The sequence below is a fragment of the Aquibacillus koreensis genome (assembly GCF_025154055.1).
Lineage (GTDB): Bacteria > Bacillota > Bacilli > Bacillales > Amphibacillaceae > Aquibacillus_C > Aquibacillus_C koreensis.
The window spans coordinates 70,939-88,130 of record NZ_JAOALK010000008.1 but is presented as its reverse complement, the minus strand read 5'-3'; the positions used below and the strand labels follow the sequence as shown (position 1 = coordinate 88,130).

18 protein-coding genes are annotated in these 17,192 nt (G+C 36.5%); all 18 read right to left on the bottom strand.

Annotated elements, in window-relative coordinates:
* Positions 1–53 precede the first annotated feature (53 nt).
* The 18 genes from dapA to nusA all read right to left on the bottom strand — a co-directional run bounded on the left by dapA (position 54) and on the right by nusA (position 17,183).
* Positions 54–920 (bottom strand): 4-hydroxy-tetrahydrodipicolinate synthase, encoded by an 867-nt coding sequence (dapA, locus tag NYQ66_RS02140; RefSeq protein ID WP_259866361.1) that lies wholly within the window; start codon positions 918–920, stop codon positions 54–56.
* Between the two features lie 89 nt (positions 921–1,009).
* Positions 1,010–2,233, bottom strand: coding sequence for an aspartate kinase (gene dapG / locus NYQ66_RS02135; protein ID WP_259866358.1), 1,224 nt, complete (start codon positions 2,231–2,233; stop codon positions 1,010–1,012).
* 15 nt (positions 2,234–2,248) lie between these two features.
* Positions 2,249–3,292 (bottom strand): aspartate-semialdehyde dehydrogenase, encoded by a 1,044-nt coding sequence (asd, locus tag NYQ66_RS02130; RefSeq protein WP_259866356.1) that lies wholly within the window; start codon positions 3,290–3,292, stop codon positions 2,249–2,251.
* A 105-nt stretch (positions 3,293–3,397) separates the two neighbouring features.
* The gene (locus NYQ66_RS02125) at positions 3,398–3,985 is read right to left on the bottom strand and encodes a dipicolinate synthase subunit B (protein ID WP_259866354.1); all 588 of its coding nucleotides are present in this window, start codon (positions 3,983–3,985) and stop codon (positions 3,398–3,400) included.
* 5 nt (positions 3,986–3,990) lie between these two features.
* Positions 3,991–4,884, bottom strand: a complete 894-nt coding sequence (gene dpaA / locus NYQ66_RS02120) for a dipicolinic acid synthetase subunit A (RefSeq protein ID WP_259866352.1) — start codon at positions 4,882–4,884, stop codon at positions 3,991–3,993.
* 261 nt (positions 4,885–5,145) lie between these two features.
* Positions 5,146–5,376 (bottom strand): YlmC/YmxH family sporulation protein, encoded by a 231-nt coding sequence (locus NYQ66_RS02115; RefSeq protein WP_259866350.1) that lies wholly within the window; start codon positions 5,374–5,376, stop codon positions 5,146–5,148.
* Positions 5,377–5,490: 114 nt separating this feature from the next.
* Complete coding sequence (locus tag NYQ66_RS02110) at positions 5,491–6,711, bottom strand: M16 family metallopeptidase (protein WP_259866348.1); 1,221 nt, start codon at positions 6,709–6,711, stop codon at positions 5,491–5,493.
* Positions 6,712–6,747: 36 nt separating this feature from the next.
* Positions 6,748–7,704, bottom strand: coding sequence for a polysaccharide deacetylase family protein (locus NYQ66_RS02105; RefSeq protein ID WP_259866345.1), 957 nt, complete (start codon positions 7,702–7,704; stop codon positions 6,748–6,750).
* Between the two features lie 229 nt (positions 7,705–7,933).
* Positions 7,934–10,054 (bottom strand): polyribonucleotide nucleotidyltransferase, encoded by a 2,121-nt coding sequence (gene pnp, locus NYQ66_RS02100; RefSeq protein WP_259866343.1) that lies wholly within the window; start codon positions 10,052–10,054, stop codon positions 7,934–7,936.
* A gap of 196 nt (positions 10,055–10,250) precedes the next feature.
* Entirely contained in the window at positions 10,251–10,520 is a 270-nt protein-coding gene (gene rpsO / locus NYQ66_RS02095) for a 30S ribosomal protein S15 (protein WP_259866341.1), read from the bottom strand.
* Between the two features lie 136 nt (positions 10,521–10,656).
* Complete coding sequence (locus tag NYQ66_RS02090; protein ID WP_259866339.1) at positions 10,657–11,598, bottom strand: bifunctional riboflavin kinase/FAD synthetase; 942 nt, start codon at positions 11,596–11,598, stop codon at positions 10,657–10,659.
* A gap of 5 nt (positions 11,599–11,603) precedes the next feature.
* Positions 11,604–12,524, bottom strand: coding sequence for a tRNA pseudouridine(55) synthase TruB (gene truB / locus NYQ66_RS02085; protein ID WP_259866337.1), 921 nt, complete (start codon positions 12,522–12,524; stop codon positions 11,604–11,606).
* A gap of 96 nt (positions 12,525–12,620) precedes the next feature.
* Positions 12,621–12,977: a 30S ribosome-binding factor RbfA gene (gene rbfA, locus NYQ66_RS02080; RefSeq protein ID WP_259866335.1), complete on the bottom strand. Its 357-nt coding sequence runs from the start codon at positions 12,975–12,977 to the stop codon at positions 12,621–12,623.
* Positions 12,978–13,041: 64 nt separating this feature from the next.
* On the bottom strand, positions 13,042–13,320 hold the full coding sequence (locus tag NYQ66_RS02075; RefSeq protein WP_259866333.1) for a DUF503 domain-containing protein: 279 nt from the start codon (positions 13,318–13,320) through the stop codon (positions 13,042–13,044).
* Positions 13,317–15,461 carry a translation initiation factor IF-2 gene (gene infB / locus NYQ66_RS02070; protein ID WP_259866331.1) on the bottom strand — a complete coding sequence of 715 codons (2,145 nt, stop codon included), beginning with the start codon at positions 15,459–15,461 and terminating at the stop codon, positions 13,317–13,319. The genes NYQ66_RS02075 and infB overlap by 4 nt, the downstream gene beginning before the upstream one ends.
* A 20-nt stretch (positions 15,462–15,481) precedes the next feature.
* Positions 15,482–15,745, bottom strand: coding sequence for a L7Ae/L30e/S12e/Gadd45 family ribosomal protein (locus NYQ66_RS02065; protein WP_407652037.1), 264 nt, complete (start codon positions 15,743–15,745; stop codon positions 15,482–15,484).
* 34 nt (positions 15,746–15,779) lie between these two features.
* Complete coding sequence (gene rnpM, locus NYQ66_RS02060; protein ID WP_259866327.1) at positions 15,780–16,061, bottom strand: RNase P modulator RnpM; 282 nt, start codon at positions 16,059–16,061, stop codon at positions 15,780–15,782.
* A 12-nt stretch (positions 16,062–16,073) separates the two neighbouring features.
* On the bottom strand, positions 16,074–17,183 hold the full coding sequence (nusA, locus tag NYQ66_RS02055) for a transcription termination factor NusA (protein WP_259866325.1): 1,110 nt from the start codon (positions 17,181–17,183) through the stop codon (positions 16,074–16,076).
* Positions 17,184–17,192 lie beyond the last annotated feature (9 nt).

Genomic DNA, 17,192 nt, shown 5'->3' with positions numbered 1-17,192 from the left:
TACAGAAGACATCTTAGATGTCTATCTGTAGGATACTTATGAGCAGCAATTTATTATTTGATTAATAACCCTGCTAAATATTCTATTTCAATCTCAGAGAGTGGAACCAAAGGCAATCGCACATTACCTACATCTAGTCCCTTTAGCCTTAAGGCTGTTTTAACTGGACTAGGTGATGGTGCAATAAACAAACCTTTCATTACTGGTAATAACTGTCGATGAATTCGCGCTGCTTTTCTTACATCCCCAGTTTCATAGGCATCTATCATTTCTTTCATTTCAATACCAATAATGTGGGAAGAAACAGAAACAACACCATTCCCACCAATAGATAACATTGGTAAGGTTAAGCTATCGTCACCGCTATATACACTAAAATCATCACTTGTTTTTTCAATCATTTGTGCAACAACATCTAAGTCACCGCTAGATTCTTTTATTGAAACAATGTTCGTTACTTTTGATAACGTTACAACTGTATCGACTGTCATATTAACGACCGTTCTTCCTGGGATATTATAAAGCATTACAGGCAGATTAGTGTTGTTTGCTATTTTTGTAAAATGTTCTATAATTCCTTGTTGGTTCGGTTTATTATAATATGGCGTAACAAGTAACACACCATCTACACCAGCTTCTTCTGCTTTTTTTGTTAATTCCACTGATGCATTTGTATTGTTTGATCCAGTGCCTGCAATGACAGGAACACGTTTGTCAACTACTTTCACTACATGTTCAAACAGTTGTACTTTTTCCTCAGAACTAAGTGTCGGAGATTCACCAGTTGTTCCAGCAACCACAAGCCCTTCGGTACCATTCTCAATTAAATGGTTTATTAAAACCGTTGTTTTACTGAAATTAACTTGGTTATTTTCATCAAACGGGGTAACCATTGCTGTGAGTAATTTCCCAAAATCCATTACTCTATTCTCCTTTCATCCTCGACTACATACTAACTTTTAAAGATGAAGAGTATCATTCAGACCGATTCCTATACCACAGAAATCATTTAGCTAGATTGGTTATATAACTCAAATGTTTCATGGAGTGCATTTACTGCTGCAATGAGGTCTCTATGACGAATGAGCACCCAAATAGTTGTATGACTGTCGGCAGATTGAAGGATTTGAACCCCTGCATCGGTTAGTGTTTGAACAATTTTTGCAGTTACACCTGGTACCCCAGTCATACCAGCCCCTACCAAAGATACTTTTGCACAATCCTCAATAATTTCAGGCTGATAAGACAATGCTTCTAATAACTTCAGTGCTTCATCTGTGAAGTTTTTGGGAATTGTATAAATAACCCCACTTGGTGAGATATTGATGAAATCAACTGAAATACCTGCTTCTGCCATTGCTTTAAACACTTTAGAATGTAATTGATATGGTTCATGATCAGCATGTACCTTGATCTGTGTTATTCCTGACATATGTGCAATACCTGTCACGAGACGATCAGGAATGTCTTTCCCTTTAATCGTATCCCTTGAGGTAGTAACTAACGTGCCTGTATCTTTTGATTTTGTAGACCTGACTCTAATTGGAACCTTCGCTTGCATAGCAATCTCAACGGCTCTTGGATGGATTACTTTTGCACCTTGATAGGCCAAGTTACAAATCTCAGTGTATGTTACTACATTTAATGTTCTAGCCGATTTTACTACGCGTGGATCAGCTGTCATGATGCCTTCTACATCTGTAAATATATCAATATAATCTGCATCTAAAGCAGCCCCTAATGCAGCAGCAGAAGTGTCACTTCCACCTCTCCCAATTGTTGTGATATCACCATTTTCCGTTCTTCCTTGAAATCCAGCTACCACAACCACATCAGATTGTTGTAATTCCTCTATCACTCTTTCCACATGCATCGCTTTAATCTTAGCCTCTGTGAAATCATCACTTGTTAAGAATCCAGCTTGTGCACCCGTAAGTGCAACGGAAGAAATTTGGTTTGCTTTTAATTCATTTGAAAATACAACAGAAGAGATTGTCTCCCCACATGAGAGAAGTAAGTCTTGTTCTCTTTTACTAATATTACTATGAGGGAACCCAACGAGCTCCAAGAGAGAGTCCGTTGCATATGGGTCAGGGTGTCGTCCCATCGCAGACACGACTACTACCACTTTATACCCTTCTCTAATTGCATCATTTATATGCTCAATCGCACTCTGCCTTGTTTCTTGATCCCTGACAGAGGTACCCCCAAACTTTTGAACTAATATCTTCATTTTGACACCTCTAGATTACAGCCAATTATTTTTGATCACTGATTCTGCGATTTGTACAGAATTCCATGCCGCTCCTTTAAGTAAGTTGTCTGAAACAACCCAGAAATGGAATCCGTTTTTGTTGTCGAGATCTTTTCTTACTCTTCCAACAAATACTTCACTTTTTCCTGCAGCACTTAATGGTGTTGGATACACTTGATTTGATGGATCATCTTCTAAAATAACGCCATCAGCGTTGGCTAATGCAGCTTGAATATCAGCAACTTCGATATTCTCATCTCCAACCTCTACATATACACTTTCCGCATGAGATGTGAAAAATGGTAATCGAACACATGTAGCTGCTACATGTAGCTCAGGAGCATGCATGATTTTTTTCGTCTCGTTTATCATCTTCATTTCTTCGTACGTATATCCATTATCTTGGAATACATCGATTTGTGGTAATGCATTAAATGCAATTGGATAATGTTTTTTGTCTCCGCTAACAGGCAGAAGCTCCGCTTTCATATCTTCACCGTTTAAAAATGCTTGTGATTGATCTTTTAATTCATCGATGGCTAAATTACCTGCACCAGAAACCGCTTGATACGTTGACACAATAACTCTAGTGATTCCGTATTTTTCTTGAAGTGGTTTTAAGGCAGCTACCATTTGAATGGTAGAGCAGTTTGGATTAGCGATTATACCATTATGATTTGCAATATCCTCTTCGTTTACTTCTGGAACTACTAATGGAACATCTTCATCCATACGAAATGCACTCGTATTGTCAATGACAACTGCTCCTCTTTTCACTGCTTCATGCGCAAACTTTTTAGAAATAGATCCTCCCGCAGAAAAAAGCGCTATTTGTACGCCTTCAAAACTTTCAGGCGTTGTTTCTTGAACCGTGTACTCTTCACCTTTGAAATTTATTTTTTTCCCAGCCGAACGACTAGATGATAGCAATTTCAACTCTTTAATAGGAAAGTTTTTCTTCTCTAACGTTTCTAACATTTTTTGACCTACTGCACCTGTTGCACCAACTAAAGCTACGTTGTATTGTTTGTTTGACATATAAATTTGCTCCTCTCTCATGATCACTTACTATAAAAGATATATTATCAATAGTATTTATTTTAACATAACTTCACTAGTAAGGTAAGAAAGGAGTTTATTGAACTATTTTCTTTCGATAATGACAGGTTGAATTTGTTTAAACTCAAGTGCATGTTCAATTGTATCTTGAATTAAAGTCATATCTGACACCAAAGAATTTGGTTTTTTTATTGGATCATCTTGACCATAAGGCACAAAATACATTAGTTTTGTTGACATTAACCGCATTAAATTTGTGCCGTTTAGACCTAGTGCATCATTTGTAGCAATTCCTAGCACTACTGGGTTACCATTTCTGATCGTTGCTTTAGCTGCCATTAGTACGGGAGTATCGGTGATTGCATTTGCTAATCTGCTCATGGAATTTCCCGTCAATGGTGCAAGGACCATACAGTCTAATGGCTCTATTGGTCCTAAAGGTTCTGCATCTGGTATTGTGGTAATAACGTCTCTACCCGTTATCTTTTTAAATCGTTCCATGTGGTCTTGTGCTTTACCAAACTTTGAGTCAGTGTTTTGAAAAGTGTAGGAAGCTACTGGAACTACTTCCGCACCCGCTTCAATTAGCTTTTCAATTTCAGGAAAAACCGCTTCATACGTACAATGTGACCCTGTAATACCGAACCCTATTTTCTTCCCTTTTAAGGACATGATACTTATTCCTCCCCAAGATGTTCTTCATATATGATCTGCTCAATAACATGACCAAGAATTTCTCCAGCTGTTTTTGGAGCAACCATTCCCGGCAAACCTAATGAATGCAGGGCTTTAATGCCTCTTTTCTCTGCATAATCAAAATCTGTTCCGCCAGGTTTTGATGCTAAATCAATAATTAGGGCATTGGATGGCATTGGTTGAATAACTTTATCTGTAACAACCATCGCCGGAACAGTATTAATAAGAATATTACATTTTGCAGTATATGCAGAAAGTTCGCCCATGTGAAAACCGGTTAATCCCATTTCCGTTGCACGAGCTATATCCTCTTTACTTCTGGATCCAACATACACATCTGCTCCCAGTGCCGCAAACTTACTAGCCACACTCATACCTACTCTTCCTAACCCTAATACAATCACTTTGGAAGAATGAATGGTAAAGTCGGTATTTTGAATGGCAATCATAATGGTTCCCTCTACAGTAGGTATTGAATTGTAAATCGCGACATCATTACGATTCATTAGTGGAAAGAGAGAAAGGTTGGCTTCTTTTACAATATCTTGTAAATGATTAGTAGCAATCCCACTGAATACTAGGCAATGCTTAGGTAGTTTCTTTAACCACTCTGCAGTTATTTGTATCTTTTTATCTGAGAATACTGTTTCTATATAACCTTCCTCATTGGTTCCTGGAATTGGCAGGATAATTGCATCTAATTTGCTAAGATCTAGGTCCTCGATATCAATTTGCCTTGCTCCTGAAAAACCTTGTTTTAATTGATCAAAACCTACTAATTCAATATGAATGTGATCAGACTTTGACATATTTTTTACCATTTCTAAATATCTTGCGTCACCGCCCAATACGGCAATGTTTTTAGTTGAATTCATTATTTCACCTCACCTGGCTTAATCACTATTCTTTGTTATATTATGATGGTTTCATCAGTTAGTGAAAAAAATATGAAAATCAGTTTTCCATTATGGTTATTTTAGTTAGCTCGCCTATTTGTCTCATCCACTATAACAAAAGCTATGCTCTAAATTGTTGAAAACTTGAAAGTTTATTCTCAGTCGGACCCCACATTAGAAAGAAACAATGTGTGCCAAAAGAGCAAAAAAAATACGCTGCCATAAGAAGGCAGCGTATTTTCAAGATTCTATGATAATCATATCTTCTCCGATCTTCTTTACATCTTTCCAATGTATCCTTATACTCGTTCCTTCTTTCTTTAGTCCAAACCAACTATAGTTTGGGATGATGAATGATTCAATCTGGCCTGTCTCTATATTGAGCTCCAAATCTGTTTGTCCTAATATCCCTAATCGAGAGCCCTCTTTAATATTTACAATTTCTTTCCCACTCAGTTCTTTGTACCTCAATTTATCGCCTCCTACTTAGGGGTGTTATCCTGTATATTTCCTTATATGCTAAAATATGCGAAAAAAATAAAACCTATGAGTAATATCATAGGTTTTATTTTATATACTTATAATTTATAATTCATCGGATGATATTAGCGCACTTGAATGGCTATTTCCGAATATTTTTTGAATTACTTCACTTGTAGATGTATGCGTTACAGCATCAATATCAGCAATCATCTGGTCCAACGTTTTATGTCTTCTAAGCAGGAGTTCGTTTTTACCATTACGGCTCATTCTACTGTTTGTACTTTCCAGGCTTAACATTAAACTCCCTTTCAGTTGTTCTTTACTATTACGCAATTCCTTGTCAGTTAGGCCATTGTCAATCAAGTCTTTGATTGTATGATCGATTGTTTCTCTTAGAAGCGGTAGGTGTTCTTTACTCGTTCCAGTATATATAGTAAGTAAACCATTATCTAAATATGAACTATGATAGGAGAAAACAGAATAAGCCAACCCTCTTTGTTCACGGATTTCTTGGAATAACCTTGAACTCATACTTCCCCCCAATACATTATTCATTACAATTAAGCTATAAATACTTGTATCCTCAATGGAAAAGCCATTGTAACCAAGACATAAATGCGCTTGTTCCGTTTCTTTTTTTCTTGATACATGTTCCGCTATAAATGCCGGTGCGTTATAAGGGTCTAAAGACTGTGATGTCGTATAGCTACCAAATAAACGATCAATATCATTAAAAAAGGATTCATTAACATTCCCAGCAACCGAGATAACAATATTATCAGGACCATAGTTTTTTTCCATATAAGCTCGAAGATCCTCGGGTTCAAAAGAAGCTAATGTTGCCTCAGTACCTAATATTGGATAACCTAAAGGATGACTACCAAAAGAAGCTTTTGAAAGCAAGTCATGGACAATATCATCTGGTGTATCCTCCGACATTTTTATCTCTTCTAATACAACTTTTTTCTCTCTTTCCATTTCATCTTTATCAAATTTCGAGTTAAAGAACATATCCGCTAATACTTCTAATGCATAATTTTTATGTGTATCTAAAACTTTAGCATAGTAGCAAGTGTACTCTTTCGATGTAAAAGCATTTACTTGTCCACCTATAGCATCAAACGCTTCAGCTATATCTTTCGCAGAACGAGTAGATGTTCCTTTAAAGAACATGTGCTCTAAAAAGTGTGACATACCATTATTTTCTTTACCTTCGTTTCTCGATCCAGTTTTAATCCAAATACCAATCGTTACAGACCTTACTGCTGGTATCTCTTCTAGGACGATACGAAGACCATTTTGGCAAACATGTTTTTGTAACAAATTGAGTCCTCCTATTAACAGTCATGAAAGTTTACATTATCTTTTTTCACTTAATAATCTTTCTACTGTACCAATTTTATACCCTTTTTGTTGAATATTCAAAACTAACTCATCTAAACCTTGCTCTACGGAGTTAGTTGGGTGCATTAGTATAGTAGCACCTGGATGTATGTTAGACATTACACGATTAATCATTACCGATGTAGTTGGCTTTTTCCAATCTATAGTGTCCACTGACCACAACACCGTGTACATATCTAATTTGGAAGCAATTTCAACCACCTGATTATTAAAGCTCCCACTAGGTGGTGCAAACCATTTCGGTGTTTCCCCTGTGATGGCTTCAAGAATTTCATTCGTTTTCTGTATTTGTTCCCTATTCTTCTCTTCGGTAAGGCTGTTCATATCTGGATGGTCATAAGCATGATTTCCAATAACATGACCTTCTTCTTTAATCATTTTAACTAGTTTCGTGTTATTACTAGCCCATTTGCCTTCTATAAAAAAAGTCGCCTTTACTTGGTGCTTTTTTAAAGTATTAAGCATACTTGGAATATTTTCTGTTCCCCATGCAACATTAATTAAGAATGAAACCATATTTTTATCCGGATGTCCCTTATATATTGGGGATGGTGGTAAATCATCTAAAGAGGTTTCTGGCTCAACTTGGTCATAAACAAGCAGAGTCTCGTCAAACACACCTTTTTCTTTCATCCGTTCATAAGACTTTTCTATATTTACCTTTAGTCCATTTCTCCCAGGCATTTTTTTCCACACTTTATCAATCTTTGCATTTACTGGTGGCACTTCGTATGCATCACTTTTTTGTTTAATTTGCTCCATTAAATTATCTTTATTCTTAACTACGAGTTGTGAGACGACATTAGAATCATTAGTGTAGTCTTGGAATGAATAAAAGTTCGGAGATTGATATGGAAATACCAATAGTAGTATAAGCAAAAACATTAAAAGTTGCATAATTGTTTTATTCAATTAAACCCCTCCCTCATTAAAAATTTATGATAATGAAGGACAAGTTAGAACGAATGAAGCACTAGTGATAAAAAAGTGTGTTTGCGAAGCAGTTGTTATATTCTTCCCTTAAGGATAATCTTGAACCTTATTCTATAGAATATTAAAAATCTTATGATTTCAGTAAAATTATAGCGTATAAAAAAAGAAACTGGCACGCCAGCTTCTTACTCGATTCACAAAACAGTATTTATTTTGTGTTTGATTTTTCTTTCTCTTTTTCTTCCAATATAACAGCTTTTCTAGATAAGTTAACGCGACCTTGATTATCAATTTCTTTAACTTTAACCATTATTTTATCACCGATATCGGCGACGTCTTCTACCTTACGAATTCTTTCTTCTGCCATTTCAGAAATGTGAACAAGGCCTTCTTTACCTTTATATATCTCAACAAAGGCACCAAATTTTTCAATTCGTTTTACGGTTCCTAAATACATTTCTCCTACTTGAACTTCACGAACTAAATCTTCTATGATTTTCTTCGCTTTTTGATTCATTTCCATATCTGAAGAGGAAATAAACACAAGTCCGTCTTGTTCAATATCGATTTTAACACCTGTTTCATCAATGATCTTATTAATTTGTTTACCGCTAGGTCCAATAACATCACGGATTTTATCAGGGTTAATTTGTAGTTGAATGATCTTAGGCGCATACTGTGACAACTCTTGTTTTGGCACGTTAATCGTTTCAAGCATAGAATTAAGAATGTGCATACGACCCTTTTTCGCTTGTTGTAGTGCTTCTTCGAGAATTTCTCTTGATAACCCATCAATTTTGATATCCATTTGCAAGGCTGTTACACCGTTTGCGGTTCCAGCTACTTTAAAGTCCATATCACCTAGATGATCTTCCATCCCTTGAATATCACTTAGAATTGTATAGTCTTCTCCAGATTTCACTAGTCCCATTGCTATTCCGGCAACCGGAGCCTTAATCGGTACACCTGCATCCATCATCGCTAATGTACTTGCACAAATACTCGCCTGTGATGTTGAACCGTTTGATTCAAGAACTTCAGATACTAGACGAATGGTATATGGAAATTCTTTTTCTGATGGTATAACAACTTCTAGGGCACGTTCTCCTAAGGCACCATGTCCAATTTCTCGACGTCCAGGACCTCTTATTGGACCTGTTTCACCAACACTAAACTGTGGAAAATTATAATGATGCATGAATCGTTTTGATTCTTCTAGGTCTAATCCGTCAAGAATCTGCACATCTCCTAAAGCACCTAAAGTACAAACGCTTAATGCTTGTGTTTGTCCACGAGTAAACAATCCTGAACCGTGTGTTCTTGGTAAAACACCAATACGTGAAGATAATGGACGAATTTCGTCAATCTTTCTTCCATCTGGTCTAATTTTTTCCTTTGTGATTAAGCGACGAACCTCTTCTTTAACGATCTTATCAAGCACACCACGTACATGTTTTAATGTCGTGTCATCTGCCTCTTGCTCTTCATACGATGCAATAACTTCATGTTTTACTTTTTGAATTGCATCTTCACGTGCATGCTTTTCTTGGACCTGAATTGCTTCTTTTAAAGAAGTTAGTGCTTTTTCTTCCACAGCTGCAGTAATTTCTTTATCTAGTTCAAATAAAGTAACTTCCATATTTTCTTTTGCAACTTCGGCAATGATCTCTTCTTGAAACGCACAAAGTCGCTTGATCTCATCATGACCAAACATAATTGCCTCTAACATAATTTCTTCAGGTACTTCTTCAGCGCCTGCTTCTACCATATTAATGGCGTCCTTAGTTCCTGCCACAATTAAATCTAAATCACTTTTCTCTCGTTGCTCTGTTGAAGGGTTAATGATAAACTCTCCATCCACTCGGCCTACGATCGCTCCAGCAATAGGTCCATCAAATGGGATATCTGATACACACAACGAAATAGAAGATCCAATCATTGCAGCAATTTCAGATGGACAATTCTGATCAACACTCATAACAATACTTATTACTTGCACGTCATTACGATAGCCATCTGGGAATAATGGACGAATAGGGCGGTCAATTAAACGAGATGTTAAAACCGCTTTTTCACTCGGACGTCCTTCCCTTTTAATGAATCCACCTGGTATTTTACCAACCGCATACAATCTTTCTTCATAATTTACCGTTAAAGGAAAAAATGGTAAGTCCTTAGGTTCTTTTGAACCAGTTGCAGTTGCAAGTACAGATGTGTCTCCATATTGCACCATGCAAGCACCATTTGCTTGTTTTGCTAATTCACCAATTTCAACCGTAAAGGGTTGTCCCGAAATCTCGGTGGAGAATACTTTTTTATCATCTGCCATATAATTGTAGTACTCCTCTCAATTTAAGAATAAAATAGTGCTCTTGTATTAGAGGTTGTTCAATAAAATGAGAATTATGAATTAATGTTGTAAGCTTATATCTTTCTCATTTCCATAGTATTTCCTCTATAAAATGCTCTATGTAATCATTTTTTTACGTACAGAAAAAGCGGGAATACTCCCGCTTTTAAGTACATTAACGACGTAAACCTAGCTTTTGAATCAAATCACGGTAACGTGTTACGTCTTTATTACGTAGGTAGTTTAATAAGTTACGACGTTTACCTACCATTTTCAATAGACCACGACGTGAGTGGTGATCTTTTTTGTGAACACGTAAGTGTTCGTTTAGCGTTGTAATTTCCTCAGTAAGGACAGCGATTTGTACTTCTGGAGAACCAGTATCTGTATCGTGTACTTTGTACTCATTGATGATCGCATTTTTACGCTCTTGTGTAAGTGCCATCCTGTTCACCTCCTAAAAATGTTAATCCCCGCTCCCCTAGCAAGCGTCGGAGTCTCGCATAGCCAAGTGGACGGTTCCATATTAAAGATTACACCTTTTCACTTAAAAAAGCAAGTCTTAATCAAAAATCACCGAATTATTTTGCATCAAAAAAGTTACGGATTTCTATCTCATCTTGCTTGATTTGATTCAATAACTGATCAATATGATCAAACTTCATTTCGTCACGTATGTAGTTTCGCCACTCTATTTTTAATTCTTTACCATAAAGATCATTTTTATAATCAAATAGATGCACTTCAATCGACGGCTTTTCCATATTATCTTTAAAGGTAGGCTTATACCCTAAGTTTGCCATCCCTTGATAACGAACATCATCAACAATTACCGTAACAGCATACACTCCGACTTTAGGTAAAAAGTAATTATCTTCTATGTCAAGATTTGCGGTTGGGTATCCAATTGTTCTCCCTCGTTGATCTCCTTTTATTACTTTACCTCGGATAGCGAAACATCTTCCTAACAGTTCATTCATCTCTTTAATCTGGCCTTGCCTTAGGTGTTGCCTAATGAGAGTTGAACTTATTTTTTCGTTATTTTTCTCTTCTTTAGGAATGATGGTATAATCAAAATTCCCGTTTGCATGATTCACAATTGTTTCTGTAGTTCCCTTACCTTTATATCCATAACTGAAATCAAACCCCGTTACGAGATGCTTAATGTGAAGCCCAACGATAAAATGGTTAATAAATTCTTGTGGGTCTAATTTGGAAAGTTGTTCATTAAATGTAATTATATATAATTTATCTATACCCATCTCTCTTAAAATTTCTTCTTTTTCTCGTAATGGAGTTAAGTAGTCCATTCGTTGTTCTTCTCTTTTTAAAACAACAGAAGGGTGAGGAAAAAAGGTAATAACAACACTTTGTCTATTTTGCTTTTGTGCAAGGTGTTTTGCAGCCTGAATGACCTTTTGATGCCCTTTATGAATTCCATCAAAAAAACCGATGGCAGCCACCGCTTCTGGTAACTTAACAGTATTTATTTCAAGAGGATACGTCAGAGTCATTACTTCCATACATTTCACCTACTTTCAACACTGGTATGGAATATCCTTAACGGCTTAATTTCAGCCTCATTAGTTGGGTGGATCTGATAAATCGCTACTAGTTCATTACGATGTTGTACCTGAAATGGATTCGTTTTAGGTAAAGGTGAAGGTAAAGGCAATTTTTGACCATTTTTCACTTTAAAAAGTAAGGGATCATCTATGTGAAGAACATCAAGATGGTCTACCCCTTTTTTCATTGGTGATAAAAGCTCTTCCTCTTTGCCATTTTCGACCGCCTCTTCTATTTGACCAAATGTAACCGTGTTAGATTTATCAAAACTACCTGTCTGCGTACGCTCTAATTCTGACATATGTGCAGGATACCCTAAGGCTTTACCGATATCAACACATAACGTTCGGATATATGTCCCCTTCGAACAAACAACCCGAAAAGTAAAAGGCTGTGTTTGATGAATCGTAGGCTCACTTGTAGTAAGAAGCTCTAGTTCTTTTATAAACACTTTCCGGTTTGGCCTCTCCACTTCTTTTCCTTCACGTGCATATTCATACAGTTTTTTACCATTCACTTTGACAGCAGAATACATGGGAGGAACTTGAGTTATTGTTCCCTGGTATTCTTTTAGTACAGATTCAATCATGGAACTTGTGATTGGAGTTGTTAATGCAACTTTATCAATAACGGATCCATGGCTATCCTCTGTTTCAGTAGAGAAACCAATGGTCGCTTCCGCTATATACGTTTTATTTGTATCCGTTAAAAAGGGAACAATTTTTGTAGCTTGTCCTATACAAATTGGTAACACACCTTCTACTTCTGGATCAAGGGTTCCAGTATGACCTACCTTCTTTGTTTTATATAATCGTCGAACTTTCATCACACAATCATGAGATGTAAATCCTTTTGGCTTCCATAACGGGAGAATTCCATCCATGGCTTTAACCTCCAAATTCACAGTTAAAATTAGTTTTGTACACAGATAAAACCCTTGTTTAATTTTAATACAAGGGTTTCATCCATGAGAATAGAATCATACTTCATCTTGAGAGCTGTTTAGCTCGCGTAAAATATGTTCTATTCTATTTCCTTTTTCAATCGCTTCATCAAATTCAAACAATAATTCTGGTGTTTTTCTTAAGCGGATCCTTTTACCTATCTCTGATCGCATAAATCCTTTTGCTTTAGCAAGACCTATTAAAGTATCTTGTTTTTGCTTTTCTTCACCTAGAACTGAAATATATACCTTTGCCTGTTGAAGGTCGCCAGTCACCTCAACATCAGTAACTGTGACGAATCCAACACGTGGATCTTTGATTTTTCTACTGATAATATCTCCTAATTCTTTCTTCATTTGTTCGCCTACACGGTTTGCACGTAAATCACTCATGAACGACCACCTCTTCAAAAATTGAGGGAATGTTATCACATTCAATACTTGGAACGGATTATTATTATACCCATTCGAGATTTGTTGTAGTTCGTTCAATTTCAGGAAAAGAGTCAATCAAGCGAAGTGCTTGATGAATCACCCTTTCCGATTGAACCTTATCACTTGAAATCGTTACTAGACCGAACTGTGTTCGTTGCCACAAATCTTGATAGTTAATTTCACTTATAGCAATATTATAATCATTTTGTATTCTCGTTATTATACTTTTTACAACAGATCTTTTTTGCTTCAAGGATTGCGCGTCATAAATCAAACACTCTACTTCGGCCAACAAAATCATGTGCGTTTAATCTCTTCCATGACATACGCTTCGAATACGTCGCCTTCTTTAATATCATTAAAGTTTTGAACTGTGATTCCACACTCATAATTTTGCGCTACTTCTTTTACATCATCTTTGAAACGTTTAAGTGTATCAATCTCACCCTCGTAGATGACAATGCCGTCTCTAATCACTCTAACACCAGCATCACGCGTAAGTTTACCATCTGTAACATAACTTCCAGCAATGGTACCGATTTTAGAAACTTTAAAGATTTCGCGCACTTCTGCTTGACCAATTACTTTTTCTTCGAATTCAGGATCTAGCATTCCCTTCATCGCAGATTCAATTTCTTCAATTACTTTATAAATAATACGGTGTAGACGGACATCTACATTTTCTGCTTCCGCAGCTTTCTTAGCATTTACATCTGGCCTTACATTAAACCCTATTACGATTCCATTTGATGCTGAAGCTAAAATGATATCAGATTCTGTTATTGCACCTACACCAGTGTGGATAATTCGTACCTTAACACCTTCAACATCAATTTTTTCTAAAGATGATGCTAATGCTTCCGCAGAACCTTGAACATCTGCTTTTAATATTAAGTTAATATCTTTTACTTCACCTTGCTTTATCTGTTCAAATAAATCATCTAAGCTAACACGAGCTTTATCTCCACGCTTTACTTCAATTTCTTTTTGTTGACGTGCTTCACCAACTTGGCGTGCTTTCTTCTCATCATCAAAAACAGTAAATTGATCTCCAGCTTGCGGAACCTCATTTAAACCCGTAATTTCAACAGGTGTCGATGGACCAGCCTCTTTCACTCGTCTACCTAAGTCATTAACCATTGCACGAACTCGACCGAACGTGTTACCAACAACGATTGGATCCCCGACTTTAAGTGTACCGTTTTGTACTAATAAAGTAGCTACAGATCCTCTGCCTTTATCGAGTTGGGCTTCAATAACAGTTCCACTCGCATTACGGTTTGGATTTGCTTTTAGTTCTTCTACTTCAGCTACTAATTGGATCATTTCGATTAGGTCATCAATACCTTCACGTTTAATAGCAGATAGTTGAACGAAGATGGTATCTCCGCCCCAATCTTCTGGAACAAGTTGGTGCTCTGTTAACTCCTGCATAACACGGTCAGGATTTGCACCTTCTTTATCCATTTTGTTCACAGCAATAATAATTGGTACTTCTGCAGCTTTTGCATGGTTAATTGCTTCGACTGTTTGTGGCATTACACCATCATCTGCTGCAACAACGAGAATAGCGATATCTGTTACTTGCGCACCACGAGAACGCATGCTTGTAAATGCGGCGTGACCAGGTGTATCAAGGAATGTAATCTTTTTACCTTTATTCGTGATTTGGTAAGCACCGATATGTTGCGTAATCCCGCCAGCCTCACCTTCCGTTACCTTTGTGTCACGAATGGAATCAAGAAGCGTTGTTTTACCATGGTCAACGTGTCCCATAATCGTAACAACTGCAGGTCGTTCAATTAAATCTTCTTCTTTGTCTTCAGCAATATATTGATCTAAATCATTTTCATCAACTTCAATCTCTTGCTCTACTTCAACGTCATATTCTGCACAAATTAGTTCGATTGACTCTTCATTTAGATCTTGGTTTTTCGTTGCCATTACACCTAAGAACATTAACTTTTTAATTATTTCACTTGCATCTTTGCCTAATTTTTCCGCTAATTCCCCAACTGTAAGTGAACCAGTGTAGGTAATTTTAGATGGCGATTCTTCTTTTTTAGGAGCACTTTCTTTTTTCGGATTAGACTGTTGATTGTTTTGATTTTGGCTATTGTTATTATTATTGTTATGTTTCTTATTCTTTTTACCCTTAGCATGATTTATGTTGTTTGTATTAGGTTTTGCAGTATTTGTATTCGTTTTATATTTACCTTCTTTTTTATCGGATTTTGGTTTCGTATTCTGATTTACTTGTTTAACCTGAGCACCTTTATCTTGTTTCTTATCAAATACTTCGTTTAATTTCTTTGTCGTTTCATCTGAAATAGTTGACATATGATTAGATACTTCAATGTTTAATTCTTTTAATTTATCAATAACTGCTTTACTAGATATGTTATGTTCTTTTGCATATTCGTAAACACGTGTTTTACTCATACGTTCACCCCCGAATAGATTTAATCGAGTAACGATATTATTTTTTGGGCGAAACCTCCATCCAAAATTGCAATTGCTACTCTACCAGATTTACCTATAGCTTGTGAAAGTGTATCTCGATCATCCACCACTCGTAAAGGAATATTGTAAGACTGACACTTATCCGTAATTTTTTTCCTTGTCTGTTGCCCTGTGTCGTTTGCTAACAAAATTAATTTCGCTTTTCGTTTTTGGATATCTCGGATAATAGACTCTTCACCTAATGTACACTTTCTTGCACGCATAGCTAGACCTAAAATATTTAAATATTGTTTTCCATTATTCAATGTTCTTACCCTCTATCACTAACTTTAATTCTTCATAGATCGACTCTTGAATATTCGCATTTAAATGCCGGTCTAATGCTTTACTTTTCTGTGCTTTCTCAACAACAGCAGTATCTCTTGATACGTAAGCACCTCTTCCATTCTTCTTACCAGTTTGATCCACAAAAACTTCGCCATCTTTATTACGAACAATTCGTATGAGTTCTTTTTTGGGCTTCATTTCCTGCGTAATCACGCATTTTCTAAGCGGCACCTTTTTATTTTTATTTGGCATTTGATTACCTCCTTATTCAAACAGGTCTTCATCAATGTCAGAATAAGTATCATTCTCTAAGGTATCTTCATTTGTCAATAAGCCATCATTTCTAGCTTCTGACTCACTCTTAATATCTATTTTCCACCCGGTAAGCTTTGCAGCTAAACGAGCATTCTGTCCCCTTTTGCCGATCGCTAATGAAAGTTGATAGTCCGGTACAATGACGGTTGTTGCTTTCTCTTCTTCATTCACTAAGACCTTCACTACTTTAGATGGACTTAAAGCGTTAGATACGTAGACAACTGGGTCCTCCGACCATTCTACAATATCTATCTTTTCCCCTTTTAGTTCATTAACAATAGTTTGAACTCGTTGGCCACGTTGTCCAACACATGATCCTACAGGATCAATCTCTGGATTGTCCGCATATACCGAAATCTTAGAACGGTCTCCAGCTTCTCTAGCAACAGACTTGATTTCAACTGTACCATCATATATTTCGGGAACTTCCATCTCAAATAATCTTTTTAATAGTCCAGGGTGTGTTCTTGAAACATAGACCTGAGGACCTTTATTTGTATTTTCAACTTTTGTAACGAATACTTTTATACGATCGTGAACATTATATTGTTCTACAGACATCTGCTCAGTCTCAGGCAGTTTTGCTTCGATTTTACCTAAGTGTACATAGATAAATCGTGGATCTTTTCTTTGGATGATGCCTGTCATAACGTCTTCTTCTCGATCAATATATTCGCTAAAGATTACACCACGTTCAGCTTCTCTGACTCTTTGTGTAACTACTTGTTTTGCTGCTTGAGCAGCTATTCGTCCAAAGTCCTTTGGCGTTACTTCTACTTCAATAACATCTCCTAAATCATAAGTAGGATTGATTTGTTTTGCTTCTTCAAGTGAAACTTGTTGTTGCTTATCTTCCACTTCTTCAACTATATCTTTTCTAGCAAACACATGCATACTACCTGTTGTTTCATTTAAATCAACTCTTACATTCGTTGCTGATTTAAAGTTCTTCTTGTAGGCAGAAATAAGTGCTGCTTCCAACGCTTCCAACAAAACTTCCTTATTTATGCCTTTCTCTTTTTCTAAGTACTGAATGGCTTCAAACAGCTCACTGCTCACAATTTTTCC